Source organism: Roseicella aerolata (genome assembly GCF_020523605.1).
Classification (GTDB): domain Bacteria; phylum Pseudomonadota; class Alphaproteobacteria; order Acetobacterales; family Acetobacteraceae; genus Paracraurococcus; species Paracraurococcus aerolatus.
This window is the reverse complement of sequence record NZ_JAJAQI010000018.1, coordinates 39,002-64,675: the sequence shown is the minus strand read 5'-3', so window position 1 is coordinate 64,675 and position 25,674 is coordinate 39,002. Positions and strand designations below refer to the sequence as shown.

Sequence of the window (25,674 nt, the reverse complement as noted above, 5' to 3'; positions counted from 1 at the left end):
CGGCCTGCGAGACCGCAATGAACCGGTGCCTCCATGCCGCCACGGCGCCTGCAGCGGATCGCGAAGCGGATTTGCCTGGCCGGGCGCTCATGCCCGCCCGCGATCCGCTCTATTCCAGGGTGATGTTGTTCTCCCGGATGATGCGGCCCAGCACCTCGATCTCGCGCCGCGCCACCTCGTCCATCTGCGCGATGGTCATCGGCCGCAGCAGCACGCCGCCTTCCTCCGCCCGGCGGCGCACCTCCGGCAGCGCCGCCGCCTCCCGCAGCGCGGCGTTCAGCCGCTCCAGCACCGGCGCCGGCGTGCCCGCGGGGGCGAAGAAGGCGAACCAGGCATCCACCACGAAATCGGGCATGCCGGCCTCCGCCGTGGTCGGCACCTCCGGCAGGGCCTGGATGCGCTCGGCGCTGGCGATGGCCAGCGCCCGCACCTTGCCGCCCTGCACCAGGCCGATCGCCGAGGAAGGGGTGGTGATGAACAGCTCGATGCGCCCGCCCGCCACGTCCTGCAGCGCCGGCGCCGCGCCGCGATAGGGCACATGCACCATCGGCACGCCGACCGCCCTGCTGAACAGCACGCCGGCGATGTGCTGGATGGAGCCGTTGCCGGAGGAGGCGTAGTTGATCTGCCCCGGCCGCGCCTTCACGTAATCCATGAACTCGCGGAGTGTCCGCGGCGGCAGTTCCGCCGGGATGAGGATGGCATGCGGCGCGACCGTCGCCATGCCGACCGGCGCCAGGTCCCTCACCGGGTCCCAGGTGAGGTTCTTCATCATCGCCGGATTGCCGCCGTGGTAGCCGTTGTACTGCAGCAGCAGCGTGTGCCCGTCCGGCGCCGAGCGCGCCGCCGCCTGGATGGCGATGTTGCCATTCGCGCCCGGACGGTTGTCCACCACCACCTGGGCGCCCAGCAGCCGCGCCAGCGCATCCTGGTAGAGCCGCGCGGCGAAATCGGTGCCGCCGCCGGGCGGGTTCGGGACCAGCACGGTGATGGGGCGGCTCGGCCAGCCCTGCGCCTGCGCCGCGGCGGGCAGGGCGAGCGCGGCGGCGAGCGCCGCGCGGCGGCTGAGATGCGGCATGGAGTCCTCCCGGGGTTCGTTGCAGCGGAGGATGCCGCAGCGCCCGGCTCAGAGGAAGCGGTCGAGCCAGGCCAGCACCTCCTCCGGTGCCTCCTCGGCCAGGTAGTGGCCGCTGTTCACCGGCCCGCCCGTCACCTCGCCCGCCGCATACTCCCGCCAGATCGCCAGCGCGTCGTACCAGCGCGCGATCGCCCCCTTGCTGCCCCAGAGCGCGAGCAGCGGGCACCGCACCTTCTCGCCGGCGGCCCGGCTGGCGCGGTCATGCTCCAGGTCGATGCCGGTCGCGGCGCGGTAGTCCTCGCAGATCGCGGCGACCGTGCCGGGCTGCCGCAGCGCCGCGAGGTAGTCGGCCCGGGCCTCCGGGTGGAAGAAACCCTTGTCCTTCGGCTCGCGCGAGGTGTGCAGGTCGAACCAGTCCTCCGTGTCCCGCAGGATCATGCGCTCGGGCCGGTCATGCGGCTGGGCCAGGAAGAACCAGTGATAGTAGCCCATGGCGAAGGCCATGTCGGTGCGCTCGAAATGCGCGAGCGTCGGGATGATGTCCATGACGCAGAGCTTCTCGACGAGGGCGGGGTGGTCGAGCGCGAGGCGGTGCGCCACCCGCGCGCCGCGGTCATGGCTGACGATCCGGAAGCGGTCATGGCCCAGGTCGCGCATCAGCGCGACCAGATCCTTCGCCATCTCCCGCTTGGCATAGTGCCGGCTGTCCGGCGTGACCGGCGGCTTGCCGGAGAAGCCATAGCCGCGGATATCGGGCGCGATGACGGTGAAGCGCCTCGCCAGCGCGGGCGCCACCCTGTGCCACATGAGATGGGTCTGCGGGTTGCCGTGCAGCAGCAGCAGCGGCGGGCCCTCCCCGCCGCGGCGCAGGCGCACCGCCTGGCCATTCGCCTCGCGCGTCTCCAGCGTGAATCCCTCGAAGACCATGGGCGCGTCCTCCTCCGGCGCCATCCTGGACCGGGGCGGCGGGGGGCGCCAGTTCAAGGCATGGCGGCCGGGTCCGCCGCCACCGCGACCGAGGGCGTGGCATCCGTTGCCTGCGGCGGCACCGCCGCCCAGCGCGCCCCGTCCCAGGCACGGGCGAAGATGCTCACCCTGCCGTCCGGCGCGATGCGGATCTCGTTGAAGGCGTTCGGCTCCCCCCGCAGCCGGCGGGAGGTGGTGGTGGCGGAGAGCACGACGGTGAGCGGCCCCTCCGCCACGGTCGAGGTCGCCGCCGTGCCCTTGGCCCGCGCCCCGACCTCCCGCGCCGGCTCCGCCACATCCCCGACATGCAGGTGGCCGGAGAGGATCAGCCGCACCCCCTGGCGCGCGAAGGCCGCCAGCGCCCGGCCGGCGCCGCCGACCGCCCGCGCCGTCGGTTCCGCACGCGGCGGCAGGAAGGGATGGTGCGCCACGACGATGCGGGTCAGGCCGGGCGGCAGCGCGGCCAGCCGCGCCTCGCAGCGGGCCAGCCGGTCGCTGCTGACGCGGCCGCGCGACCAGTCGAGGTACCAGCCCGCGCGCCGCGCGGTGTTCAGCCCGACCACACCGACCCGGTCGTCCTGGAAGACCGGTTCCGTCTCTGCGGCGATGTGGCGGCGCCAGCGCGCATAGGGGTCGAGGTAGCGCTCCGCCAGCCAGTAGGCGACCAGGTCATGGTTCCCCGGCACCGCCAGCACCGGCGCGCGCAGCCCGTCCAGGAAGGCGCGGGCCGCCAGGAATTCGCGGGTGCGCGCGCGCATGGTCAGGTCGCCGCTGATGGCGATGAGGTCGGGCGGGGCGCGGTTCAGCTCCTCCGCCAGGGCGGCGACCACTTCGGGGAGTTCGGCGCCGAAATGCAGGTCGGAGAGATGGGTGATGCGATACATGGCAGGCGGGGCAACGCCGCGTCCGCGCCATGGTCGCCTCGCCGGCGGCATTCCCGCATCGGGTCCGTCGGCGGCCCCGGCCAGCACGGGCCCGAGCGCCCCGGCTGGGGGTGGTCCGATCTGGCAATTATCCCGGCGCGCGACGGCCGGAAGGTCTGCCCCCGGCCTCGGCCGCGCGCCGGAAGAGGAGTCATGCCAACCGGCATAGGTCCTGATTTGCAGCCATCACCGGCGCCCGAGGCCGTGAGGCCGGTCTGCGCCCATGCCGCGTCGCCAAGCCGCCGGAGCCGGTGCCTGAGGCCGCATGGATGCGCTGGCATCCATGCAGGGCCGTCTCAGACCCCGCCCTCGCTCCGCAGCGCGTCCTCCAGCGGATCGTGGGGCGGGGCCGTGCCGCTGCTGCGGGCCGCGGCCTTGGCCCGGGCCAATTGCTGCCGCGCCTCGACGATCTCGGCCTCGGCCCGCGCCAGGCGGGCGCCGGCCGCCTCGATCTGCGACACCGCGTCGCGCGCGCAGGCATCCATCAGGGCCTTGGCCCGCCTCTCCCGTGTCGCCGCCCGGGCGCGCGAGGCGGCGGAGGCGGCGAGACCGGCCACGCCGAAGGCAAAGGCCAGGCAGCCCAGGGCGAGTGCGGCGGTCGAGATGGCGGGCAGGTTCCAGACCGCCACGCGCGCCGCCGGGTCGAGCGCGACGGCGACCGCCGCCGCCGTCAGCAGCGCGGCGAAGAGCGTGCTCTTCCGCCCGAAGATTACCAGCGCCGCCAGCACGCCGGGCGCCGCCAGGAATATCTCGACCGGCAGGCTGGCGAGGATCAGCAGCTGCGCGAGCGCGATGCCCGCGAGCACGAGGGCGGCCGCCCCCGCATCGCGTGTCAGCACGGGCCAGGCCGCCACCCGGGTCCGGAGCTGCTCGAGCCACCACATGGCCGGCCGCTCAGGCGCGACGGAGGAGGGAGCGCGCGAGGTCCCGCATCTGGAAGGCGATGGGCGGCACCAGGGACCGCGCGAAGGCCTTGGCACGGGTCACCTTCTTGCCGGGCAGGAAGGTGATCGGCGCGCCGCGCTCGATCGCGCCCGGATCCGGCGCCCAGTAGAAGACCGAGATCGATCTGCGGGAGCGGTCGGCGGGGCAGGTCATCGGGTCGGGGAAGCCGTGCAGCGTCTCCTCGGTCGGGAAGAGCGCGGCGCGGTTGAAGAACGGCTCAATGACCGTCTTGCGCCCGCCCTCCTTGTCGCTCCAGAGCTCCAGGCCGCCGCCCCAGGCCGGGTCCCAGTCCCGGTTCAGGTAGATGATCAGGTTCAGCCGCCGCACCAGCGGTAGATGCGGGTGCTGGGTCCAGTCGGCATGAATGTTGAGCCAGCCGCCGCGGAAGCTCTCATGCAGCCCGCCGCCATGGAAGAGCGGGTCGGCGACCAGGTCCTCGATCCCGGTGATGTCGCGGAGGACCTCCAGGAAAGGCTCGGAACAGAGCTGCCAGAGGAAGGCCTGGGCGAAGGGCGGCACGCCGATCAGGCCGCGGGAGGTGCGCTTGATCTCGTTCCTGGTGTCGTAGCCGACCCAGTCGCGCGGCGTCTCCTTCGGGAATTCCGCGGCGATGCGGTCCAGCACGTCTTCCTGGAAAAAACCGTCCATGACCAGGTTGGGATAGGGCGTGCCCGCCTGGAACCGGGCCCGCAAGGCCTCCCGCTCCGCGACCAGGCGAGCGAAGGGGACCATGCGTGCGACAGTCGCGTCGAAATTCCCGACCATCGCCCCGGTCCCTGCCGGCAGCGCCGCAGCCATCGCAACCATGCCCAATATCCCCTTGGGAAGTTCCCTGGCGCAGCATCTAGCGCGGGACCTGGGCGGGCGCGTTACACGCTCCATTGAAGGGGCAGCAGCAGTGCCGAATGTGACTTTGCTGTCCCGCTTCTGACGGGGGTCTTACGGCATCTTCACGGAGGCGTGCCTTCCGCGGTTGCGGCGGCGCCGGTCTGGCCTACCGCCCACGCATGTAGCGGCGCTCGGGCCGGTAGTGGAGCCAGTGGCGGAAGCGGTCGAGAAGGCGCTGCAGCATGGCCGGCAATCCCGGAGTCCCTGGGCGAGGATTGCCGCATAGAACCATATGATTGTGGAAAAGTTACGGCTTCGCCTGCCCTGCGATCACCACGATCCCGACCGAGGTACAAGGATAGCCCGAGATCGAGAGCCGGAGATGCGGCGGCGAGAGAGGGCCGAGCGGCACCCGCCCTTCCTCATAGGGCGGCACGTCCACGAACTGGTCCATGATCCCCGGCGGGTGCTGGTGGGCGAGCGGCAGCATGGTGTGGCCGAGCGCGGCGAGCCGGGCCGAGAGCGCCTCCAGGTGGCGAAGCTGGTACAGTACGGTATTGCCCTGACCGAGCGTCTCCCCCTCCGCATCGAGGTTGAGTTCCGTGGTGTGCACCGCGATGCCGCCCGGCCTGAGGCAGCGCATCGCCGCCTCGACGAAGGCGAGGCCGCGCTCATGCGAGCCGAGATGCTCCATCGAGCAGGCGGACCAGACGATGTCCCGGCTGCCATCCAGCAATTCCTCCGGCAGGGCGGCCATGTCGGCGCTGCGGAAGGCGACCAGCCGGTCGAAGCTCGCGCGGTCCGAGAGATGCGGGCGGAACAGCTTGTCCGTGCTGGCGCCGTGCTGGCCGGTGGCGATCCAGTCCCGGGCCCGGGCGTCCTCGGCGGCGATGTCGGTCGCCAGCACTTCCACGCCGCGGGAGGCGAGGATGGCCGGCAGCGGCTCCTGCCCCACCGCGAAGCCGAGGGCGCGGCGCCCGGGCTCCAGTATCCCGGCCTCCCACAGCACCTGCAGGATGAAGCAATCTTCCCAGAGCTTGCGGTGGTAGAAGGGCGTGGTGCCGAGCGCCCGGCACCAGTGGCGGAGCCAGGGGCTCTCGATATCCGCCTGCCGGCAGGTGCGGCTGGTCAGGCGGACGCGGGCGGGCGCCTCGGGCAGCCGGACCTGCGGCCCGGCCAGGCCGGTGGCGTAGTGGCGCTGGACCAGGTCGGCGCCCAGCACCTTCACCGTCCAGCGCAGCATGTCCGATTCGCGGTTCTGCAGCCGCAGCCATTCGGCGGGCGGCGTCAGCCTGCCGCGGCGCCGGGCGCGGAGGAGGGAGCGGAGGAGACGGAGAGGCATGGGGTGGGATGTGCCTCAACCATCCTTCCAACTCAATGAAGCGTGACTCAATGCAGCGGCCGGGGCGCTCCCGCCCCGCCTGCCTCCTGTCGGCCGCGTCACGCCTGCGGGCCGTGCCCTGCGGCAACCGGGCGGCTCAGCTGTCCAGCCGGATCCCCAGTTCGCGGATCAGCGGGCGCCACTCGGCATTCTCGCGCCGCACGAAGTCCTGGAACTCCGCCGGGCTCCAGGGCGCGCTCTCGATCCCGAGGTCGCGGAAGCGCGCCTGCACGTCCTCCGCCCCGACGGCGGCCTTCAGCGCCTCCGCCAGCCGGGCGACGATCGGCGCCGGCACCGCGGCCGGCACGCTCATCCCCTGCCAGCCATAGGCGATGGCATTGGGGAAGCCCAGCTCGCGCAGCGTCGGCACCTCCGGCGCGCGCGGGCTGCGCGACTCGGAGAAGCAGCAGAGCGTCTTCACCCGGCCGCCGGTGATGAAGGGGATGCCGGTCGCGCAGTCGATGACGACGCTGTCCACATTGCCGGCCAGCAGGTCCTGCATGGCGGCCGGACCGCCGCGATAGGGGACGTGCGTCGCCTCCAGCCCCGTGCGGCGCTTGACCATCTCCATCGCCAGGTGGTGCGGGGAGGCGACGGCGGGCGAGCCGTAATTCGGCGCCCTGGTCTTCGACTGCGCGACGAAGTCGGCGAAATCCCTCGCCGGGCTGTCCGGCCGCACCACCAGGAAGAGCGGGAAGCGGCCGATGAAGCCAACACCCCGGAAGTCCCGGTCCGGGTCATAGGGCAGCCGGCTGTAGAGCGCCGGGTTGTAGACCAGGATGCCGTTGTCGACATGCATCAGGGTGTAGCCGTCCGGCGCGCTGCGGGCGACCGCCTCGCTGGCCACCACCGCGCCGCCGCCGGGACGGTTCTCCACCACCACGCTCTGCCCGAGGCGCGTGCCGATATGGCCGCCGATCAGGCGGGCGAAGACGTCGCTGGCGCCGCCCGGCGGATAGCCGACGATCCAGCGCAGCGGCCGTTCCGGCCAGGAAGGCGCCTGCCCCGCGGCTTGCCCTTGGGCCCGCGCCCGCGGCGCGCCGGCCAGCGCCGCCGCCCCGATCCCCAGCCCAACCCCGCGCCGTCCCAGCATCACCTTCGCTCCGCACCCATCCCTGCCGCCGTCCAGGGCCGCCGCATGCCGCCGCTCGGGCGGCGCAACCAAGCCGCCAGCGGCGGCGCCGGCGACCGAGGCTGCATGAATGCGTCGGCATTCATGCATGGCCCGGGGCTTATCTAAGGCCAAGCGCCAGCGGCCGTCACGACCCCAGCAGCAGGATCCAGAGCGGCAGGGTGAGAACGGCCAGCACATGTTCCAGCGTGGTCAGCGCCGCCATCAGCGGGGCATCGCCCCCCATGGCGCGGGCCATGACGTAGCTGGTGGTCGCGGTCGGCAGCGCCATGAAGACCAGCGCGACCGAGAGGGCGAGCGGATCCAGCCCGAGTGCCCGGCCGGTGCCGAGCACCATCAGCGGCACCAGCACCAGCTTGATGACGCTGGTCGCGAGCTGCAGCGGCAGGCGGCCGCGCAGCGCGCCGGGCGAGAGCGCGGCGCCGACGCAGAGCAGGCCGAGCGCGATCGAGGCCTGGCCGATGGTCCTGGTCAGCGGCGCGAGGCCCGGCGGCAGCCCGCCCGCGAGCGAGATGGCGAAGCCCGCGAGGCAGGCCAGCAGCAGCGGGTTGAGCGCGAGCTGCCGCAGCGCCCGCGTGGCGGAGAAGCGGCGCCCGCCGCCGAGCGCGAAGGCGAGCGTCGTCATGAACTGCACGCAAGGCACGATCAGGCCGGTCGCGACCGCGCCGAGCGAGGTGCCGGCCGCGCCGAACAGCCCGCCGGTGACGGCGAAGCCCATCAGGTTGTTGAACCGGATGCCGCCCTGAAAGACCGAGGTCATGGCGGGGTGGTCGAGTCGGGCGAGCCGGGCGAGCCCGACACTGAGCGCTGCCCCGCCGAGCAGCGACAGCCAGATCGCGACGGCCATGCCGCCGATCGGCAGGGCGGCCAGATCGACCGCGGCGATGGCCGAGCAGAGCAGCGCCGGCATCAGCACCCAGAAGACCAGGCGCTCGATGCCCGCCCAGACCGCCTCCTCCCGCAGCAGGTGGCGGCGCAGCAGCGCGCCGAGCAGCAGCAGCCCGAAGGGCGGCACGAAGACGTCGAGATAGAGGATCACGGGGTCCGATCGGGAATGCGTCGCGCGGGCGCGCCTCTGGCATGGGCGCATCCTGCGATACGCGCCATGCGATAAGCGGGCCAGGGGGCGGTTTCGTCCAGCCCCAAAGCGCAGCCTCTGTGTGGCGCCTGCCCGCGGGTGCCGTGACGCGACCGCGGGGCGGGGGGCCTGGCCCGGCCATGGCGACCCGGCAGGCCAATGGCAGGGCCGCGGCCGGTGGCGTCCAGGCCTGGGATTGGCGGGGGGCGGCAAGGCTTGGCGGGACCATGCCGGCCGGCACGAGGCCCGACTTGGAAGGCGGCCCGAGCCCATGCCGCGAAGCCGAGGCCCGGAGGGCCGCCGGCGCCTGGAACCGCATCAATGCGTCAGCCGTGATGCAGGACGGTCAACCTTCACGCGGCAGGGATCTGTGTTCGTCAGGCGGCGGACTGGCGTCACGCCTGAGCCTGCGACGAAAGCAGCCGCAATCTTCTGATGCGGTTGGGTTTATCAGATGCCGCGGTCGTCCGGCTCCGCCATGGGGCCGGCGGCGGCGGGTATGGGCCGCATCGCCGGCGGCGCCGCGATCCCGCGCAGGCAGGCCACCTCGGTCCGCGGCTCCGTCCCATGCGCCCGCGCCGCGGCATGGGCGACACGCAGGCCCCCGCCTGCCGGGTAGAGCACCAGGTCGAGCGCGCAGCCCTCTCCGGCATAGAGCCAGATCTCGGCGCCGCCTTCCGACCGGCGCAGCGAGGGCTCGCCCAGCCAGCGGCGCAGCGTCTCCGGCCCGGCGCCCAGCAACTCGGCGGCGGCCACCGGCCTGGGGCCGGGTGGGGCGTGGCGGATATCGATCAGGGAGGCGGCGCGCGGGGCAGGGCGGGGCGGCAGGGCGGGTACGGGCGCCGGGGCGGTGGCGGCGAGGCTGGCCTGGCTGCTCTCGGCCGCCAGGCGCAGGGCGGCGAGTTCCCGATCCTCCGGCGCGGCGCAACCGGCGGGCAGCAGCAGCAGGAGGAGCAGGCGGAGGCGGGGCGCCATGGCCACGCGGTCTCCGGGTGCGGGCGTCGCCGCCCGGGTGGGGGCCCGCCGCCGGGGGTGCCGGCGGCGGGCGTCAGCTCAGGCCTCGGCCGGCGCCGGAACCGCGACCGGGGGCGCCACCGGGCGCGGCGCGACCGGCGCGTTGGCCTGCGCGTCGGTCAGCATCTCCATCTTGCCGGAGACCTGGCCGCCTTCCTCGACGGAGAGCTTCCGGCAGCGGGCGATGCCGTTCACCTTGCCCGAGGCGCGGATGACCAGGCTGTTGCGGGCGGTGATGGTGCCGTCGAACAGGCCGGCGATCTCGGCATCCTCGACCTGCATCTCACCCTTGAAGACGCCGGACTGGGCGACGAAGAGCTCGCTGGCCTGGATCATCTGGCTCTCGACCGTGCCCTCGACCACCAGCCGCTCGGCATCGGCGACGGTGCCCTGCAGGCTGATGCCGCGCCCGACGACCAGCGTGCGGCGCTCCCCGGCCTCGGCCCGCGGCTGCGGGCGGGCGGGCACGCCGACGGCCGGGCGGACGCCGACGGTCGGCGCGGCGGGGGTGGTGGTCGGCTTGGGCGCCAGGGTCATGTTGGGCGTGTCCTTGGATGCTGGGCGGAAAGGCGGCACGCCGATATCGGAATCCCGCGCGGCGGGAACCGCGACAGGTGTCGGGTCGGCGGCCGGCGTGGCCGGTGCCTCATCACGTTTACGGCCGAAAATGGCCATGCTGCCCCCCTTCAGAGCGGTGCGGCGGACAATGCGTCGGGCGGTCCGGCGCGGCGTGTCGCGCAATGGCAATCGGCTACCATGCTGGCTTGCGCGCGCACAACGGAGAGATCGCGTTCCTGCGAGGATTTCGCCGGATATTCCGCCTTAGCTGCGATGCAGCAGATGCGTCATGGCGGCGGTGCCGAAAACCGGCACCAGTAAGTTAACAACCGGAACCAATGAGAGGGCCGCGAGCACCGCGCCGAGCCCGAGCACGGAGCCCTGCCGGCGCCGGCGCAGCGCGCGTGCCTCCGGCACCGACATGCGGCGCTGCGCCACCCCTTCGAACAGCCCGTGGCCGAGCGCGACGGTCGAGATCGCCCAGAGCAGCACCGCACCGAGGAGCGGCGCCAGCAGGGCGACCGGCAGGGCCAGCAGGGACAGCCCGGCGATCCTGGCGCCGAGCAGGACATTGAAGCGGGCCTGCGCCCCCAGCCCGGCGCCCTGCGCCGGCGGCAGGCCGGGGTAGAAGCGCCGCTCCACCGCCGCCGATACCGGATCGAGGAAGATCCCGGCGATTGCCAGCATGGCCGGGATGAACAGCCAATAGGCGAGGCCGAGGGTGAGCAGCCCGCCGGCAGTGGCGGCGAGGGTGGCCAGCCAGCCGCTGCCGCCGGCCAGCCAGCCGGTGCCCAGGGCGGCCAGGCCCGCCAGCACCGCGAAGACCAGCACGGCGCCGAGCAGGCCCTTTGCCAGCGGCGCCAGGAAGGCGGGTTCATGCATCTGGCGAAGGCTCAGCAGGAAGGCGTTCAGCATGCATCCATCCAGGCAGGGCAATTGGTTGCCGTGGGCAGGTTCCGCGGCTATCCGGTGCGCCGCCGGGGCGGATCGCCGCGGGGCGGCAACGCCCGGGGGCGTGGATCTGCTCAGCAAACAAAGGCTGGAGCATTTTCACCTTGCGCCGTCAGCGCGAAAACCGCTCCGGAGCAGGTTCGCGCAGGCAGCGAAGGCATGCCTGGGCACCCTGCTCCCGCCGTCGATGATCCTGGGGCAGGGCCCGCGTCGCGACCGCATCCCGGCCGCGGCCACCAGGCCCCAGCCCGCAACGCCTGCCAGCCGGACGAGGTCCCAACGCCCATGCGCGCCCCCATCAGCGAGCCCAGCCTCGATATCCTCGGGATCGGCAATGCCATCGTCGACGTGCTCGCCCGGGCCGAGGACGGGTTCCTGGAGCAGCGCAACCTCGCGAAGGGCGCCATGCGCCTGATCGGGCCGGAGGAGGCGGAGGCGCTCTATGCCGCCATGGCGCCGGGGGTCGAGAGCTCGGGCGGCTCGGCCGGCAACACCTGCGCGGTCGCGGCCGCGCTCGGGGCCCGGGTCGGCTTCCTCGGCAAGGTGGCGGACGACCAGCTCGGCCGGGTCTTCGCGCATGACATCAGGGCGGCCGGGGTGCATTTCCCGACCCTGCCGCTGAAGGACGGCGCGCCCACCGCGCGCTGCCTGATCCTGGTGACGCCGGACGCGCAGCGCACCATGAACACCTTCCTCGGCGCCTGCGTGCATTTCTCGGCCGCCGACGTGGCCGAGGAAGAGGTGGCGCGCGCGAAGGTGCTCTACATGGAAGGCTACCTGTTCGACCCGCCGGCGGCGCAGGCGGCCTTCATGGAAGCCTCCCGCATCGCCCACCGGCATGGCCGCCAGGTGGCGCTCAGCCTGTCCGACGCCTTCTGCGTGCAGCGGCACCGCCAGGCCTTCCGCAAGCTGGTGCGGGAGGAGGTGGACATCCTCTTCGCCAATGAGAGCGAGATCCTCGCCCTGTATGAGGCCGAGGATTTCGAGGAGGCGGCCGAGCTGGTGCGGCAGGAGGTCGGGCTGGCGGCCCTGACCCGCAGCGCCGAGGGCAGTGTGATCATCGCCGGGGAGGATCGCCACCAGGTGGCGGCGGTGCCGACCAGGGTGGTGGACACCACCGGGGCGGGCGATGCCTATGCCGCCGGCTTCCTCGCGGCCCATACCCGTGGCCTCCCCCTGCCGGAGTGCGGCCGCTGGGGTTCGGTCGCGGCGGCGGAGGTGATCTCCCACTTTGGTGCGCGGCCGCAGGCGGACCTTCAGGCGCTGATCGTTGCCGGGATAGGGAACCGCCCCGTCTCTTCCGTGTTGGGCTGACGCGGGCCGATCGCAACGGGTCCTTGCCCCGGCGCGGATCGGTTCCGGCCGCTGCCGCTCACCGGGAGCTGGCGGGCCGCCCGCGCTCGGATGAGCGGAGATTCAGATGCGTCGAACCCACATGCTTGCCACCGCGCTCGGCGCGGTGCTGCTGACCAGCCCTGCCTTCGCGGATTGCGGCTACCACAGCGCCTCGACGGACCGCCCCATTATCCTGGCCCAGGGTAGCGGCGGCGGCACCGGCGGCGGCATCTCGGCCGGCACCCCGGGCTCGCCGGCCGCCGGCAGCCTCGGCAGCACGCCGCAGGAGATGCAGGGCCGCAGCCAGCAGCCGGCCCAGGGCTCGGCGACCGACCTGGCACCGACCCAGGGCCGCGGCGCACCCGACCCGAGCGCCACACCTGGCGCCATGCCGACGGCGCCCGGTGGCACGGCGGTGACGCCGAGCGAGCAGCCGCAGACGCAGCAGCGGCGCTGAGCCGGCCGGGCGGGGGGATGCCCCCGCCCACGGCACGCCTTCCTGCCCTGCGCCCAGGTTCCGGCAGCCCTGCGGCATTCAATGCTCGCTTTTCCGGCCGCGACGCCCTATCTGTGCGCCGCAACATGCCGCCCTGCTGCGCCGCCCTCGCCCGGTCGCCTTCTGCGACCGGGGCGCGTCGCCTTGCGTTGCGGCAGCCAGGGACGTGACCCCTCATGGAAATCCGCAACGTCGCGATCATCGCGCATGTCGATCACGGCAAGACGACGCTGGTCGACAACCTCCTCAAGCAGGCCGGCGCCTTCCGCGCCAACCAGCAGGTGGCCGAGCGTGCGCTCGACCGCAATGACCTGGAGCGCGAGCGCGGCATCACCATCCTCGCCAAGTCCACCGCCGTCGAGTGGAAGGGCGTGAAGATCAACATCGTGGACACGCCCGGCCACGCCGATTTCGGCGGCGAGGTGGAGCGCATCCTGTCCATGGTGGACGGCGCCATCGTGCTGTGCGACGCGGCCGAGGGGCCGCTGCCGCAGACCAAGTTCGTGCTCACCAAGGCGCTGGCGCGCGGCCTGAAGCCGATCGTCGTCATCAACAAGGTGGACCGCCAGGACGCCCGGCCGGACGAGGTGCACAACGAGGTCTTCGACCTCTTCGCGGCGCTGGGCGCGACCGACGAGCAGCTCGACTTCCACACCATGTTCGCCTCCGGCCGGCAGGGCTGGGCGGACCTGTCGATGGACGGTCCCCGCAAGGACCTGTCGCCGATGTTCGACCTGATCCTGAGCCACGTCCCGGCGCCGAAGGTCGAGCTCGACAAGCCCTTCGCGATGAATGCGAGCATCCTCGAGAGCGACAACTTCCTCGGCCGCATCCTGACCGGCCGCGTCGAGCAGGGCACCGCCCGCGTCAACATGCCGGTGCGCGTGCTGCGCCAGGACGGCACGGTGGTGGAGACGGGCCGGCTGACCAAGCTGATGACCTTCTCCGGCCTCGACCGCGTGCCGGTCGATGAGGTGCAGGCGGGCGACATCATCGCCATCGCCGGCCTGTCGGACGCGACCATCCCGGACACCATCGCCTCTCCCGAGGTGACGGAGCCGCTGCCGGCCATCCCGGTGGACCCGCCGACGCTCGCCATGACCTTCCGAATCAATGACGGCCCGCTCGGCGGCCGCGAGGGCAAGAAGGTCACCAGCCGCCAGATCCGCGACCGGCTGTTCAAGGAGACCGAGGGCAACGTCGCCATCAAGGTGAAGGTGTCCGAGGAAGTCGATGCCTTCGAGGTTGCCGGCCGCGGCGAGCTCCAGCTCGGCGTGCTGATCGAGACCATGCGGCGTGAGGGCTTCGAGCTGACCATCGGCCGCCCGCGCGTCCTGACGCGTGAGAACCCGGAGACGGGCGAGCGCGAGGAGCCCTATGAGGAGGCGCTGATCGACGTCGACGAGCAGTATTCCGGCGTCGTCGTCGAGAAGATGTCGCTGCGCAAGGGCCAGATGCAGGACATGCGGCCGTCCGGCGGCGGCAAGGTGCGGCTGACCTTCCACATCCCGTCGCGCGGCCTGATCGGCTACCACGGCGAGTTCATGACGGACACCCGCGGCACCGGCATGATGAACCGGCTGTTCCTGGGCTACTTCCCCTGGGCCGGCCCGATCGAGGGGCGGCGCAACGGCTCGCTGATCTCCAACTCCGATGGCGAGGCGATCCAGTACGCGCTGTTCTACCTGCAGGAGCGCGGCACGCTCTTCGTCGATCCGGGCGTCAAGGTCTATGTCGGCATGATCCTCGGCGAGCACAGCCGGGACAACGACCTGGACGTGAACCCGATCAAGGAGAAGAAGCTCACCAACATCCGCGCCGCCGGCAAGGATGAGGCGCTGCTGCTGACCCCGCCGCGGCGGATGAGCCTCGAGCAGGCGATCGCCTATATCGAGGATGACGAGCTGGTGGAGGTGACGCCCTCGGCCATTCGGCTGCGCAAGCGCTACCTCGACCCGCATGAGCGCAAGAAGCATGCGCGCCGGGCGGAGAGCGAGGCGGCGTAAGCCCCCGCGCCTGGTACCTGGGTCAGGACATGCTGGTGCATGTCCTGCCTCGAACGCCGGCGGCCCTCCGGGCCTTGGCTTCGCGGCATGGGCCGCGGCGCGCCTTCGCGCGCCCGGCCCGCTCCGCAGGCCGCAGGTCGGGACGTCATGAGCCAGGTATGATTCGCGTATCGCAGCGGCGTCCGGGTCTCCCGGGCGCCGGTGTTGCATTCGGGAGCCGCGGCGGCGTAAGCCGGGCAGGTCGGATCGGATGCGAAGGGAATGGTCAGAGCACCGAATGCGCCACGCATGCTGCGGGCCCGGATGGACGCCAAGGGACGGATCACCGTGCCGAAGGCGCTCCGGACGCGGCTTGGCCTGACGCCGGGCAGCCAGCTGCTGCTGCAGGCCGAGGGGGAGGAACTGCGCGGCGTGACGCCGCCGGCGCTGCTGCGGCGGCTTCGTGGGGCCCGGCTGGCGCTGCAGCGGCGCCTGGCGAAGCTGGAAAAGGGGTAGAGCAGATCGCGGAGGGGCGTGCACGCCCCGCAGCGTGGATCTGCTCTACGGACAACGGCCTGCAGCGGATTGGCGTTCAGTTTTGAACGCAATCCGCTGCAGGCGGCAGGTCGTGTCGCACGGCCCGCTGCCCCGCCGCGCCACGGGCGCTACACTCGCCGGCAACCACCCGAGCGAGACGTCATGCCCCCTGCGCCCCCCGCCATCGAGACCCGCGTCACCCGGCTGCTGGGCATCCGCTATCCCATCGTCCAGGGCGGCTTGGCGCGTGTCGCGACCGCCGACCTGGCCGCCGCCGTTTCCAATGCCGGCGGCCTGGGGCAGATCGCCAATGCCGGGCTGGATGGACCGGAGGCGCTGCGGGCCGAGATCCGCCGCTGCCGCGCCCTGACGGACCAGCCCTTCGCGGTGAATTTCCCGATCGGCCGGCAGGATATCTGGCCGGCGCTGGAGGCGGCGCTGGAGGAGGGGGTGCGCATCATCGCGCTCACCGCCGGCAACCCCGCTCCCTATCTCCGCCGCTGCCAGGAGGCGGGCGCGAAGACCCTGGTGCTGACCGCGGGGCCGGAACTGGCGCGGAAGGCCGAGGCGGCCGGCGCCGACATGGTGGCGACCGTCGGCTATGAGGGCGGCGGCCATATCGGCCGCAGCGACGAGACCACCCTCGTCATGGTCCCGCGCGTGGTGGCCGCGGTGAAGATCCCCGTCCTCGCCTCCGGCGGCATCGCCACCGGCGCCGGGCTGCTGGCCGCGCTCGCCCTCGGCGCGGAGGGCGTCGAGATGGGCACGCGCTTCGTCGCGACCGAAGAGGCCCGGGCGCATGCCGCCTACAAGCAGGCGCTGGCCGCCGCCGCGCCGGCCGACACCATGATCATCAAGCGCAGCCTCGGCATGCCCGGCCGCGTGCTGCGGAGCCGGCATGCCGAGCGGATCCTCGCGGCCGAGGCCGCCGGCGCGCCGCAGGCGGAGATCGTCGCCATGATCGCCGGCGCGATGAACGCCCGCGGCACGGACGACGGCGACCTGGCGGGGAGCTATGTCTGGGCCGGGCAATGCGTCGGCCTGTTCGGGGACGTGCCGCCGGCCGGCGAGGTGGTGCGCCGCATGGCCGCCGAGGCGGCGGAGGCCATGGCCAGGCTGCGGGGGCTGGGGCTCTGACCCGCCCCGCCCCGGATTGCGAAGAAGGGGCGATGCGGGAGGCTGGCGGCCCCGCCTGCGCCGGTCCCGGCCACCCCGACGGCATCCCTGCGTTCAACCCCCGACCAAAGGGGGAAGCGACGCCCCGACCGGAGGCCCGCATGCCGAGCGACCCCGCCCTGCTCTCCGCCCGCGCGCTGGCCGGCCTCTATGCCCGCCGCGCCCTCTCGCCGGTCGAGGCGCTGGACGCCATCCTCGCCCGCATCGCGCGGCTGAACCCGCGGCTCAACGCCATCATCGCGCTCGACGAGACCGGTGCCCGCGCCGCCGCCCGCGCGAGCGAGGCGCGCTGGCAGGCGGGCACGCCGCTCTCGCCGCTCGATGGGGTGGCGCTGACGGTGAAGGACAACATCGCGGTCGCCGGCCTGCCCTGCACCTGGGGCAGCCCGATGTTCCGCGACCACGTGCCGGAGCGGGACGAACTGCCGGTCGCGCGCGCCCGGGCGGCGGGCCTCGTCATCCTCGGCAAGACCAATGTCCCGGAATTCACCCTGCAGGGCTATACGGACAACACCCTCTTCGGCCCGACGCGCAACCCGTGGGACCCGGCGCTGACGCCGGGCGGTTCCTCCGGCGGGGCGGTGGCGGCGGTTGCCGCGGGGCTGGGGCCGCTGGCCCTCGGGACGGATGGCGGCGGCTCGATCCGCCGGCCGGCCTCCCATACCGGCCTGATCGGGCTGAAGCCCTCTCCCGGCCGGGTGCCGCGCTGCGACGGGCTGCCGGCCATCCTGCTGGACCTGGAGCAGATCGGCCCGATCGCCCGCACCGCCGCGGACCTGGCCGCGCTGCTCGCCCTGCTCTCGCCACCCGATCCGCGCGACCCGGCCAGCCGCGGCCTGCCGCCCCTCGCGGCGCCGGTGCCGCCGCCGCGCCAGCGCATCCTCCATGTGCCGCAATTCGGCGCGAACCCGGTGGAGCCCGAGATCACGACCAGCGTCGCCATCGCCGCGGCGCGGATCGCCAAGCTCGGCCATTGCGTCGAGACGGGCGAGGCGCCCTTCACCGCCGAGGAACTCGGCGCGCTCTTCGCCCCCGTCAGCCAGGCCGGCCTCGCCTGGCTGCTGGCGCAGAAGGGCGGGGAGCCGGAGGCGCCGATGCTGCGGGAGATGGCGGCGGCCGGCCGCGCGCTCTCGCCCCAGGCGGTCTTCGCCGCGGTGGATGGCATTGCCGCCTTCCGCCGCCGGATGGCGGCGTTCTTCCAGGCCTGGGACCTGATCCTGACGCCCGCCGCGGCGGCGCTGCCCTGGCCGGCCCGGCAGGTCGCGCCGCCCGTCATCGACGGCCAGGCGGTCGGCCCGCGCGGCCATGCGGTCTTCACCAATTTCGCCAATCTCGGCGGCCTGCCCGGCATCGCGCTGCCCTGCCAGCCCTCCGAGTCCGGGTTGCCGATCGGCTTCCAGCTTGTCGGCCCGGCCGGTTCGGACGGGCTGCTCTGCGCCATGGCGGCGGAGTGGGAGGCGGCGAAGCCCTGGCCCGACCCGGTCCTCGGCACCTGCATCGGCCTGTGATACCGACCGGCGGGGGCTGTTGAAAACAGCGGCGCTGTCGCGAGGCATCCCAATGCCTGGTGGACGGCCTGCGACCGCTGCCGTGAAGGGCTGATCCCGGCGCCCACAGCCGGCCGTTGTTCAACAGGCCCAGGCAAACGTCTTGACGTCTGCCGGTCGGTATCGCGCGCAGGGTTGGTGTGGCGGCTGCGCGCCAGACAACAGGCCATACCGGCCAGCATTCATGCCGGCCGGTAGGAGGCAGGCGTGCCATCGATCCCGGCCTGCCGACGCCGCCGGCTGAGCGCGCGTCTGCGCGCCGCCCCGGATGGCGCGGCGCCGGCAGCCACAGGCCGGAGATCAGGGGGCAGGGCGTGCTTCGCCTCAGCGGCAGAGGCGCCAGGGTCCCATGTCGAAGTGGAAGTGATCCTGGTGCGCCGCGTTGTAGTCGGGGCCGAGGACGGCGCGGAACCAGCGGCAGGCGCCGTCGCGCACGGAGCGGAGGAAGGCGGCCTCGGGGCCGCTCCCCGGCCAGGCGGTGGCCAGCCTCACCTCGCGCCCGTCGCGCAGCAGGAAGCCGGCGATGTCGATCGCATTCGCCGTCGCGTGCTCACTGCGGCGCCCCGCCGCGGCATGGTTCACGTTGCGGCAGGCATAGGTGCCGAAATGGCGAAGGCCGGTGACCTCGGTGCCGAGATGCGCCCGGGCTGCGGGCTGCAGCGTGTTCCGCTCGAACAGCACCCAGGCGGCGGCCAGCGGGCAGGTGGTGACAGGATCCGCCGGCAAGGCCCGCAGCGTGCCGGTCAGCCGGACGGCATTCTCGATCGCGCAGCCCTCGCCCGAGCGCCGGTCGGCCACCCGCGTGACCGGGATGCCGGAGGCGGCGAAGGCGGCGAAGCAGGCCTCCGGCCGCGCGGTCATCCAGTGCAGCTTCAGCCCGGTGAGGGCATTGGGCGGCGCCGTGAGGTCGAGCGGCCTGCGCGGATCCCAGTCCGGCGGCAGGTGGCGCAGCCCGAGGGCGAGCAGCGCAGCGACCAGGGCGAGCAGGGCGAGCCAGCGCATGGCCGGGAGATGGGCCCGCCGCCCGCCCCAGGAAGCCCCCGCCCTGGCGAGGCGGGGCGGTCCCCGCTACTCGACGGTCACATTGGCCGCGCGGATGACGGAGCCCCAGCGCTCCACCTCGGCGCGCAGGAAGGCGCCGGTCTCGGCGGGCGGCCGCCCTTCCACCACGAAGCCGAGTTCCTGCAGCTTCGCGCTCATCGCCGGCTCGCGCACGATCCGGCCGACCTCGGTCGCGATGCGGTCCACGATCGCCGGCGGGGTGCCGGCCGGGGCGAGCAGCATGCACCAGGAACTCGCCACGAAATCCTCGATCCCGCCCTCGATGACCGTGGGCAGGTCCGGCGCGGCGGCGATACGTTGGGCCGTGGCGATGCCGAGCGGCCGGACGTTCCCCGCCTCGAATTGCGGCTTCAGCGGCGAGAGGGTGTCGAACATCAGCCCGATATTGCCGGCCATCAGGTCCTGCAGCGCCGGCTGCGTGCCGCGATAGGGAATGTGCTCCATCTGCACGCCGGTGCGCATCTTGAGCAGCTCCATCGCCAGATGCGCCGTCGCGCCGATGCCGCTCGACCCGTAATTCACCTTGCCCGGATTGCGCCGGGCGTAGTCCAGGTAGTCGCGCAGCGTCTGCGCCTGGATGTGCTTGCTGCCGGCCAGCACCAGCGGCGCCGAGACCACCAGGGAGACCGGCGCGAAGCCGGCGAGCGCATCGAAGGGCAGCTTGCCGGCCTGCAGCGTGGCATTGGCGGCATGCGCCGGCAGCACCATGACGAGGGTATGGCCATCCGGCGCGCTGGTCGCCGCGGCCGCCGCGCCGACGATGCTGTTGGCGCCGGGCCGGTTCTCCACCACCACCGGCTGCCCGAGCGCCTTCGACAGCGGCTCCCCGACCAGCCGGGTCGCGATGTCGGTGGTGCCGCCCGGCGTGTAGGGGACGATGATGCGCACCGGCCGCGTCGGGTAATCCATGGCCCAGGCGGCCGGCGCGCCGCCGGCGAGGGCGCCCAGCGCCAGCACCGCCCGGCGGGACAGATCCCGTTGCCGGATCACGATCTTGCTCATGCTGTGTCTCCTGTCCCTTCGTGCCGCCCTGGCCTGAACGCGCCCGCAGCCGCATGGCCGCCTGGCTCCGCCGGGCCGATATTCCCGCCCTGGCCGGCATGATTCGCGGCGAAGCGCTATGCACCGAAGGCGCGCGGGAGGCCAGGGCCGGAGCGGATCGCGGACGGCCCGGGCAGCCGCCGGCGTAAGCCCGCCTGGTAAACGGCGGCCTGAAGTGGATTGCGCTCCGTTCCGAACGCCATCCGCTTGCATGCCACCCCGCAACGGGCCTGCCGGTGCATCCCGGCGCGCCGGTTTCGATCCCTGGCGTGCCTCCGGAGGAGGCGGGGTCACCCCGTCACGCCCGGCGCCATCCGGGATCGGGGCCGCGACCACCGCGCCCCGCCGCCGGCCGCCGCCGGGGCGCGCAGGAACCATGATCCGGCAGCGCTGTTCCGCTCTCGCCAGAGAAGGGCGGAGGGGATCGTGAGCGAGCGAGCCTTGGCGGCCGGCGACGCGGCCGGGGAACCCACCCTGCGCCGCAGCATCGGCCCCTTCCAGCTCTTCGCCTATACCCTCGGCGGCATGCTGGGCGCGGGCATCTACGGGCTGGTCGGCCGCGCGGCGGGGCAGCTCGGCAGCGCCGTCTGGCTCGGCTTCGCGGTCGCCATGGTGGCGGCGCTGCTCACCGGCCTCTCCTATGCCTCGCTCGGCTCGCGCTACCCGCGGGCGGGCGGCGCGGCCTATGTGGTCCACCGCACCTGGCACCGCCCGCTGCTGACCTGGATGGTGGGGCTCGCCGTCATGGCCTCCGGCCTCACCTCGGTCGCCACCCAGTCGCGCGTGGTGGCAGAGAACCTGCTGCGCCTGGCCGACATCCCGGCCATCCCGCCGGTGCTGCTCTCGCTCGGCTTCATCCTCCTCATCGCCGGCGTGGTGTTCCGCGGCATCCGCGAGAGCATGTGGATGAACATCCTCTGCACCGTGGTGGAGGCGACGGGGCTGGTCCTGGTGATCGCGGTCGGCATTCCCTGGTGGGGCAGCGCCGACCTGCTGGAGACGCCGGGCGCCGAAGGCATCGGCGCGAGCTTCCTGCTGCAGGGGGCGATCCTGACCTTCTTCGCCTTCATCGGCTTCGAGGACACGCTGAACGTCGCCGAGGAATGCCACGACCCGCACCGCACCGTGCCGCTCGGCATCATCTCGGCCATGCTCGTCGCCACGGTGCTCTACATGGCGGTCGCCATCACCGCCGTCTCGGTCGTGCCCTGGCAGGAACTGGCCACCGCCCCCGGCCCGCTGGCCGAGGTGATGGAGCGGGCGGCGCCCTGGCTACCCAACTGGATCTATGTCGCGATCACGGTCTTCGCCGTCGCCAATACCGCGCTGCTGAACTACGTCACCGCCTCGCGCCTCACCTACGGCATGGCGCGGCACGGGCTGCTGCCGGGCGTGCTGGGCCGGGTGCATCCGCGGACACGCACCCCGCATGTGGCGATCGGCGCCCTGCTCCTCGTGGTGATCGCGCTGATGCTGGCGGGCGACATCACGCAGCTCGCCTCGGCGACGGTGCTGCTGCTGCTCGCGGTCTTCGCCTGCGTGAACATCGCCCTGCTGATCCTGCAGCGGCGCCCGGGCGAGCCGCCTGGCGGCTTCGAGGTGCCGGCGGCCGTCCCGGCGCTCGGCGCCCTGGTCTGCCTGGCGCTGCTCGGCAACCGGGTGGCCGCCGGCGACTGGCGCGCCCCGGCCCTGGCGGCGGTGGTGCTGGCGGTGATCGGGCTGCTCTACCTGGTGGTGCGGCCACGGAACGTCCTGCCGGCAAGCTGAGGGGAGCCGCGGCCCGCTGCCGCTGCGCCGCCCCCCCTCTGCCTCAGCGCCCGATCAGCCGCCGCCGCAGCCGGGCCGAGGCCCAGTCGATCGCCGCGACCATGGCGATCATCAGCAGGATGATGAAGGCCACCTCGTCCCAGTGCCGCACCCGGATGCGCTCGGCGATCTGCAGCCCGATCCCGCCCGCGCCCACCACGCCGAGGATGGCCGCGGAACGCGTGTTGCTCTCGAAGAAATAGAGCGCCTGGGCGAGCATGACGGGCAGCACCTGCGGCAGGATGCCGAAGCGCAGGCGTTCCGGCCAGCCGCCGCCGGCCGCCGCCACGCCCTCCACCTGCCGCCGCTCCACATTCTCGATCGCCTCGGCATAGAGCTTGGCCAGCACGGCGATGTCCGCGGTCGCGATCGCCAGCACGCCGGCGAGCGGCCCGAGCCCGACCGCGCGCACATAGGCCAGCGCCCAGATCAGCTGGTCGATGCCGCGGAAGCCATCGAACAGCCGGCGGATGGAGAAGCGCAGCAGCACCGCCGTCACCACATTGCCGGCGCCGAGGAAGCCGAGCGGCACGGCGATCAGCGCCGCGACGAAGGTGCCGAGGAAGGCCATGGCGAGGCTCTCGGCAAGGCCCTGCAGGATGTCGAGCCAGAGCTCGCCGGGGGAGGGCGGGACCATCAGCCGCAGGATGGCGAGGAGGCCGCCGAGCCCGTTCCACAGCCGCTGCGGCGAGACGCCGAAATGCACCAGCGCCCAGGCCAGCCAGGCGAGGAAGGCGGCCGCGGCCAGCGCGCGCAGCAGCCGGGTGCGCGGCGCGGCGCCGAAGGCGGCCGGCAGGCGAGCGCGCCAGGCGGCGACATCCGGGCCGGCCAGCGGCACGCCGCGGCTCCTCATGCAGCACCCCCCACGGCGCCGATCACCCGGTGGCGCAGGCGTTCGGAGAGCAGGTCGATGGCGGCGACGGCGAGCAGGATCAGCACCACGATGGCGCTGATCTCCTCGTAGTAGTTCTGCGCGATGACGGTGTAGAGTTCCTCCCCGATCCCGCCGCCGCCGACGAAGCCGATGACGCTGGCCGAGCGCAGGTTGATCTCGAAGCGGAGCAGGGCGTAGCTCAGCAGGTTCGGCAGCACCTGCGGCAGGATGGCGAAGCGGCAGCCCTGTGCCCAGGACCCGCCGGCGGCGCGCACCCCCTCCCAGGGGCCCATCGCGGCATTCTCGATCGCCTCGGCGAAGAGCTTTCCGAGGGCGCCCGCGGTGTGCAGCGCGATCGCCAGGATGCCCGCGAGCGGCCCGACGCCGAAGGCCCAGACGAGGATCAGGGCGAAGACGATCTCCGGCACGGTCCGCATCGCCTCCAGCCCGCGGCGGGCGAGCTGCATGGCCAGCGTCCCGGCGCCGAGGTTGCGCGCCGCCGGGAAGGCCAGCAGCAGCGCCGCGCCGGCGCCCAGCAGCGTCGCCAGCGCCGCCATGTTGGCGGTCTCGAACAGCAGCCAGGCCCAGGAATCGAGGCGGTAGAACCAGGAGGCCAGGCTGCCCTCGGTCTCGCTGCCGGCCAGCAGCACGGGCCAGCGCAGCGTCGGCAGGATGCGGTGGAAATAGTCGCCGACGCGCGGCAGGCCCTCGGCCAGCGTCGCCGGGCGCACCTCGCTCATCCAGGCGGAGGCCAGCAGGCAGGCGGCGAGCAGAGCGAGGCCGAGCAGCGTGGCGCGGCGGCGCCGGGCGCGCGCGGCACGGAAGGCGGCCTCGCCACGCGCGACGGCGGCGTCCGGCGGGTCAGCGCCGTCATGGCGCAGGACAGGCGTGGTCACGCGCCGCACCCGCCATGGCCGGCCCGCCCCGGCCCGCGGCACCCCGCGCCGCAGGCGTGCCGCCGGGGCGCTGCGCTCCGGCCGTCGGGTGCGCCGCTCAGTTCCGCCGCCGGCGCTCGGCCGTCTCCTGCCTGCGCATCTCGATCATCAGCGCGTAGTCCTGGTGCGAGACCTCGCGGTAGCCGGCGCCGCCGCCGCGCTCGATCTGGCGGTAGATCTCCGGATGCGCCCTGGGAAGCGCCAGGTGGAAGAGCCGCATGTCCTCCTTGAAGGCGGCCGGCAGGTCGCTGCGGACCGTCTGCGGCCCGTTGATGATCGGCTCGGACCGCCAGATGATCCGCATCTGCCGCATGTCGAGCAGGCCCTTGTCCACCATCGCCCGCAGCGTGCCACGGGTGAAGCCCTGGTTCACGTCGCCCTGGCCGGAGGCCCAGGTGACGGCGGCGTCGTACTGCTTCTGCAGCACAGCGATGATCGCCTGCTCATGCCCGCCGGCAAAGCCGGTGCGGCCGAAATACTGCTCCGGATTCACCCCCTGCCGGCGCAGCGCGAAACGCGGGATCAGGTAGCCGCTGGCGGAGTTCGGGTCGGACCAGGCCATGGCCCTGCCGCGCATGTCCTCGAGGCTGGTGATGCCGGAATCGGCCCGGGCCAGCATGACGGCGACATAGCTGATGGAGCCGTCCGCCTCCTCGGTGGTCAGCAGCGGCTCGACGCCGCCATTGGTGTCCAGCCAGGCCGCGGCATAGGCGGCCGGGGACATGTTGGCGATGTCGAGCTGCTTCGCCCCGAAGGCCTGGATCACCCCGGCATAGTCGCTGGCGGGGAAGAGCCGCGCCGGGAGCTGGAAGGTCTCCTCCATCAGCGCGCGATAGGCCCCGAAGCGGCCGAGCCGGTCGGCCTCGTTCTCCCCGCCCAGCAGGCCGATGCGGATCTGCCGCATCTGCTGCGCCCAGGCGCGCGGGCCGGGGCTCGGGAAGGCGATGTCCGGATCGGCGCTGCGGCGCGGCGGCCGCGTGGCCTGGCCGAGGGCCGGGGCGGCAAGGCCGCTGGCAAGCAGGGCGCCAAGGGCGCGTCGCGTGGTCATGGAACTGGTCCCCGTCCCGGGCTGGAGCGTGCGATGGCGGTGCATGTGCGGTGCGTGGCGGCGGATGCGAGGGTCCGGCGGGGCAGGGGGCTCATGCCGCCGCCCGCCCCGCCTCGGCGCGGGCGGCGGCCTCGGCGGCGAATTCCTCCTCCGAGATGCCGTAGATCTCCCGCACCCGCGCCGCGTCCAGGGCGGCGGGCGCGCCGTCGAACACCACCCGCCCGGCCTGCATCGCCAGGATGCGGTCGCAGTATTCGCGGGCGGTGTCGAGGTGGTGCAGGTTGACCAGCACCGTGATCCCCTCCTCCCGGTTCACCTGCCGCAGCGCCTCCATCACCACCCGCGCATTGGCGGGGTCGAGCGAGGCGATCGGCTCATCCGCCAGGATCAGGCGCGGCTGCTGCAGCAGGGCGCGGCAGAGCGCGACCCGCTGCTGCTGCCCGCCCGAGAGCGTCTCCGCCCGCTGCAGCGCGACCTCCAGCAGGCCGAATCGCTCGAGCGCGGCGAGCGCCATGGCGCGTTCCCCGGCGGTGAAGGCGCCGGCCAGCAGCACCAGGGCCCGGCGCAGCCCGTGCTGGTGGGCGAGCCGGCCGATCAGCACATTGCCCAGCACGTCCAGCCGCTGCACCAGGTTGAACTGCTGGAAGACCATGGCGCAGTCCCGCCGCCAGGCCCGGAGCGCCCGGCCGCGCAGCGCGGTCACCTCCCGCCCCTCCGACAGGATGCGCCCGCTGGTCGGCTCGATCAGCCGGTTGAGCAGCCGGAGCAGGGTGGACTTGCCGGCGCCGGAGCGGCCGATGATGCCGAGCATCTGGCCCGCCGGCACGGCGAGGCTCACCTGATCGACCGCGAGGGTCGCGCCGAAGCGCCGCGTCAGCCCCTGCAATTCCAGCATCGCGTACCCGGCGGCGTCCATGCGCCCTGGTTAGCCGGGCCCCGGCCGCAGCGGAAGCCGCGCCCCGCCACCGGGGCGCGGGC

The 25,674-nt window shown here is 73.2% G+C and carries 24 protein-coding genes; 7 read left to right on the top strand and 17 right to left on the bottom strand.

Translation table 11 applies throughout. The features are described 5' to 3' along the window. Positions 1-109 precede the first annotated feature (109 nt). From LHA35_RS13395 to LHA35_RS13345, 11 genes are all read right to left on the bottom strand, one after another. On the bottom strand, positions 110-1,078 hold the full coding sequence (locus LHA35_RS13395; RefSeq protein ID WP_226608779.1) for a Bug family tripartite tricarboxylate transporter substrate binding protein: 969 nt from the start codon (positions 1,076-1,078) through the stop codon (positions 110-112). 48 nt (positions 1,079-1,126) lie between these two features. Then, the gene (locus LHA35_RS13390) at positions 1,127-2,005 is read right to left on the bottom strand and encodes an alpha/beta fold hydrolase (protein ID WP_226608778.1); all 879 of its coding nucleotides are present in this window, start codon (positions 2,003-2,005) and stop codon (positions 1,127-1,129) included. Positions 2,006-2,058: 53 nt separating this feature from the next. Further along, positions 2,059-2,928, bottom strand: a complete 870-nt coding sequence (locus LHA35_RS13385; protein WP_226608777.1) for a metallophosphoesterase family protein — start codon at positions 2,926-2,928, stop codon at positions 2,059-2,061. A gap of 335 nt (positions 2,929-3,263) precedes the next feature. After that, positions 3,264-3,851 carry a hypothetical protein gene (locus LHA35_RS13380; protein WP_226608776.1) on the bottom strand — a complete coding sequence of 196 codons (588 nt, stop codon included), beginning with the start codon at positions 3,849-3,851 and terminating at the stop codon, positions 3,264-3,266. A 10-nt stretch (positions 3,852-3,861) separates the two neighbouring features. Continuing rightward, positions 3,862-4,719 (bottom strand): 2OG-Fe(II) oxygenase, encoded by an 858-nt coding sequence (locus LHA35_RS13375; RefSeq protein ID WP_226608775.1) that lies wholly within the window; start codon positions 4,717-4,719, stop codon positions 3,862-3,864. A gap of 328 nt (positions 4,720-5,047) precedes the next feature. Further along, positions 5,048-6,082 carry an SAM-dependent methyltransferase gene (locus tag LHA35_RS13370; protein WP_226608774.1) on the bottom strand — a complete coding sequence of 345 codons (1,035 nt, stop codon included), beginning with the start codon at positions 6,080-6,082 and terminating at the stop codon, positions 5,048-5,050. Between the two features lie 136 nt (positions 6,083-6,218). Further along, positions 6,219-7,214 (bottom strand): Bug family tripartite tricarboxylate transporter substrate binding protein, encoded by a 996-nt coding sequence (locus LHA35_RS13365; RefSeq protein WP_226608773.1) that lies wholly within the window; start codon positions 7,212-7,214, stop codon positions 6,219-6,221. A 166-nt stretch (positions 7,215-7,380) separates the two neighbouring features. After that, entirely contained in the window at positions 7,381-8,292 is a 912-nt protein-coding gene (locus tag LHA35_RS13360) for an AEC family transporter (protein WP_226608772.1), read from the bottom strand. A 489-nt stretch (positions 8,293-8,781) separates the two neighbouring features. Next, positions 8,782-9,306: a hypothetical protein gene (locus LHA35_RS13355; RefSeq protein ID WP_226608771.1), complete on the bottom strand. Its 525-nt coding sequence runs from the start codon at positions 9,304-9,306 to the stop codon at positions 8,782-8,784. Between the two features lie 78 nt (positions 9,307-9,384). After that, the gene (locus tag LHA35_RS13350; RefSeq protein ID WP_226608770.1) at positions 9,385-9,882 is read right to left on the bottom strand and encodes a bactofilin family protein; all 498 of its coding nucleotides are present in this window, start codon (positions 9,880-9,882) and stop codon (positions 9,385-9,387) included. Between the two features lie 285 nt (positions 9,883-10,167). After that, positions 10,168-10,818, bottom strand: coding sequence for an EI24 domain-containing protein (locus tag LHA35_RS13345; protein WP_226608769.1), 651 nt, complete (start codon positions 10,816-10,818; stop codon positions 10,168-10,170). Positions 10,819-11,139: 321 nt separating this feature from the next. On the opposite strand from LHA35_RS13345, the gene LHA35_RS13340 reads away from it, so the two are divergent. The 6 genes from LHA35_RS13340 (at position 11,140) to LHA35_RS13315 (ending at position 17,891) form a co-directional block, all read left to right on the top strand. Continuing rightward, positions 11,140-12,168, top strand: a complete 1,029-nt coding sequence (locus LHA35_RS13340) for an adenosine kinase (protein WP_226608768.1) — start codon at positions 11,140-11,142, stop codon at positions 12,166-12,168. 106 nt (positions 12,169-12,274) lie between these two features. After that, on the top strand, positions 12,275-12,646 hold the full coding sequence (locus LHA35_RS13335) for a hypothetical protein (RefSeq protein WP_226608767.1): 372 nt from the start codon (positions 12,275-12,277) through the stop codon (positions 12,644-12,646). A gap of 215 nt (positions 12,647-12,861) precedes the next feature. Further along, the gene (typA, locus tag LHA35_RS13330) at positions 12,862-14,691 is read left to right on the top strand and encodes a translational GTPase TypA (RefSeq protein ID WP_226608766.1); all 1,830 of its coding nucleotides are present in this window, start codon (positions 12,862-12,864) and stop codon (positions 14,689-14,691) included. Positions 14,692-14,979: 288 nt separating this feature from the next. Beyond that, positions 14,980-15,186: an AbrB/MazE/SpoVT family DNA-binding domain-containing protein gene (locus tag LHA35_RS13325; RefSeq protein ID WP_226608765.1), complete on the top strand. Its 207-nt coding sequence runs from the start codon at positions 14,980-14,982 to the stop codon at positions 15,184-15,186. Positions 15,187-15,369: 183 nt separating this feature from the next. Continuing rightward, positions 15,370-16,344, top strand: coding sequence for an NAD(P)H-dependent flavin oxidoreductase (locus LHA35_RS13320; RefSeq protein WP_226608764.1), 975 nt, complete (start codon positions 15,370-15,372; stop codon positions 16,342-16,344). A 140-nt stretch (positions 16,345-16,484) separates the two neighbouring features. Further along, positions 16,485-17,891 (top strand): amidase, encoded by a 1,407-nt coding sequence (locus LHA35_RS13315; RefSeq protein WP_226608763.1) that lies wholly within the window; start codon positions 16,485-16,487, stop codon positions 17,889-17,891. Between the two features lie 363 nt (positions 17,892-18,254). Here LHA35_RS13315 and LHA35_RS13310 read toward each other — a convergent pair whose 3' ends face one another. Together LHA35_RS13310 and LHA35_RS13305 are read right to left on the bottom strand one after the other, a co-directional pair. Continuing rightward, the gene (locus LHA35_RS13310; protein WP_226608762.1) at positions 18,255-18,932 is read right to left on the bottom strand and encodes an extensin-like domain-containing protein; all 678 of its coding nucleotides are present in this window, start codon (positions 18,930-18,932) and stop codon (positions 18,255-18,257) included. A 66-nt stretch (positions 18,933-18,998) separates the two neighbouring features. Then, positions 18,999-19,994 (bottom strand): Bug family tripartite tricarboxylate transporter substrate binding protein, encoded by a 996-nt coding sequence (locus LHA35_RS13305; RefSeq protein WP_226608761.1) that lies wholly within the window; start codon positions 19,992-19,994, stop codon positions 18,999-19,001. Between the two features lie 465 nt (positions 19,995-20,459). Between LHA35_RS13305 and LHA35_RS13300 the strand changes: the two genes are divergently transcribed. Then, positions 20,460-21,800, top strand: coding sequence for an APC family permease (locus tag LHA35_RS13300; protein WP_226608760.1), 1,341 nt, complete (start codon positions 20,460-20,462; stop codon positions 21,798-21,800). A gap of 43 nt (positions 21,801-21,843) precedes the next feature. Here LHA35_RS13300 and phnE (LHA35_RS13295) read toward each other — a convergent pair whose 3' ends face one another. The 4 genes from phnE (LHA35_RS13295) to phnC form a co-directional block, all read right to left on the bottom strand. After that, positions 21,844-22,692 (bottom strand): phosphonate ABC transporter, permease protein PhnE, encoded by an 849-nt coding sequence (gene phnE / locus LHA35_RS13295; RefSeq protein ID WP_226608759.1) that lies wholly within the window; start codon positions 22,690-22,692, stop codon positions 21,844-21,846. Beyond that, positions 22,689-23,609: a phosphonate ABC transporter, permease protein PhnE gene (phnE, locus tag LHA35_RS13290; protein WP_226608758.1), complete on the bottom strand. Its 921-nt coding sequence runs from the start codon at positions 23,607-23,609 to the stop codon at positions 22,689-22,691. The genes phnE (LHA35_RS13295) and phnE (LHA35_RS13290) overlap by 4 nt, the downstream gene beginning before the upstream one ends. A gap of 97 nt (positions 23,610-23,706) precedes the next feature. After that, positions 23,707-24,696 (bottom strand): phosphate/phosphite/phosphonate ABC transporter substrate-binding protein, encoded by a 990-nt coding sequence (gene phnD, locus LHA35_RS13285; RefSeq protein WP_226608757.1) that lies wholly within the window; start codon positions 24,694-24,696, stop codon positions 23,707-23,709. Between the two features lie 91 nt (positions 24,697-24,787). Next, positions 24,788-25,612: a phosphonate ABC transporter ATP-binding protein gene (gene phnC, locus LHA35_RS13280; RefSeq protein ID WP_226608756.1), complete on the bottom strand. Its 825-nt coding sequence runs from the start codon at positions 25,610-25,612 to the stop codon at positions 24,788-24,790. Positions 25,613-25,674 lie beyond the last annotated feature (62 nt).

What these genes read in the sequence shown, in the direction of transcription:
- LHA35_RS13395 (WP_226608779.1), bottom strand. Translation starts at nt 1,078, where the DNA reads ATGCCGCATCTCAGCCGCCGCGCGGCGCTCGCCGCCGCGCTCGCCCTG.
- LHA35_RS13390 (WP_226608778.1), bottom strand. Translation starts at nt 2,005, where the DNA reads ATGGTCTTCGAGGGATTCACGCTGGAGACGCGCGAGGCGAATGGCCAG.
- LHA35_RS13385 (WP_226608777.1), bottom strand. Translation starts at nt 2,928, where the DNA reads ATGTATCGCATCACCCATCTCTCCGACCTGCATTTCGGCGCCGAACTC.
- LHA35_RS13380 (WP_226608776.1), bottom strand. Translation starts at nt 3,851, where the DNA reads ATGTGGTGGCTCGAGCAGCTCCGGACCCGGGTGGCGGCCTGGCCCGTG.
- LHA35_RS13375 (WP_226608775.1), bottom strand. Translation starts at nt 4,719, where the DNA reads ATGGTTGCGATGGCTGCGGCGCTGCCGGCAGGGACCGGGGCGATGGTC.
- LHA35_RS13370 (WP_226608774.1), bottom strand. Translation starts at nt 6,082, where the DNA reads ATGCCTCTCCGTCTCCTCCGCTCCCTCCTCCGCGCCCGGCGCCGCGGC.
- LHA35_RS13365 (WP_226608773.1), bottom strand. Translation starts at nt 7,214, where the DNA reads ATGCTGGGACGGCGCGGGGTTGGGCTGGGGATCGGGGCGGCGGCGCTG.
- LHA35_RS13355 (WP_226608771.1), bottom strand. Translation starts at nt 9,306, where the DNA reads ATGGCGCCCCGCCTCCGCCTGCTCCTCCTGCTGCTGCTGCCCGCCGGT.
- LHA35_RS13350 (WP_226608770.1), bottom strand. Translation starts at nt 9,882, where the DNA reads ATGACCCTGGCGCCCAAGCCGACCACCACCCCCGCCGCGCCGACCGTC.
- LHA35_RS13345 (WP_226608769.1), bottom strand. Translation starts at nt 10,818, where the DNA reads ATGCTGAACGCCTTCCTGCTGAGCCTTCGCCAGATGCATGAACCCGCC.
- LHA35_RS13340 (WP_226608768.1), top strand. Translation starts at nt 11,140, where the DNA reads ATGCGCGCCCCCATCAGCGAGCCCAGCCTCGATATCCTCGGGATCGGC.
- LHA35_RS13335 (WP_226608767.1), top strand. Translation starts at nt 12,275, where the DNA reads ATGCGTCGAACCCACATGCTTGCCACCGCGCTCGGCGCGGTGCTGCTG.
- typA (WP_226608766.1), top strand. Translation starts at nt 12,862, where the DNA reads ATGGAAATCCGCAACGTCGCGATCATCGCGCATGTCGATCACGGCAAG.
- LHA35_RS13325 (WP_226608765.1), top strand. Translation starts at nt 14,980, where the DNA reads ATGCTGCGGGCCCGGATGGACGCCAAGGGACGGATCACCGTGCCGAAG.
- LHA35_RS13320 (WP_226608764.1), top strand. Translation starts at nt 15,370, where the DNA reads ATGCCCCCTGCGCCCCCCGCCATCGAGACCCGCGTCACCCGGCTGCTG.
- LHA35_RS13315 (WP_226608763.1), top strand. Translation starts at nt 16,485, where the DNA reads ATGCCGAGCGACCCCGCCCTGCTCTCCGCCCGCGCGCTGGCCGGCCTC.
- LHA35_RS13310 (WP_226608762.1), bottom strand. Translation starts at nt 18,932, where the DNA reads ATGCGCTGGCTCGCCCTGCTCGCCCTGGTCGCTGCGCTGCTCGCCCTC.
- LHA35_RS13305 (WP_226608761.1), bottom strand. Translation starts at nt 19,994, where the DNA reads ATGAGCAAGATCGTGATCCGGCAACGGGATCTGTCCCGCCGGGCGGTG.
- phnE (WP_226608759.1), bottom strand. Translation starts at nt 22,692, where the DNA reads ATGAGGAGCCGCGGCGTGCCGCTGGCCGGCCCGGATGTCGCCGCCTGG.
- phnD (WP_226608757.1), bottom strand. Translation starts at nt 24,696, where the DNA reads ATGACCACGCGACGCGCCCTTGGCGCCCTGCTTGCCAGCGGCCTTGCC.
- phnC (WP_226608756.1), bottom strand. Translation starts at nt 25,612, where the DNA reads ATGGACGCCGCCGGGTACGCGATGCTGGAATTGCAGGGGCTGACGCGG.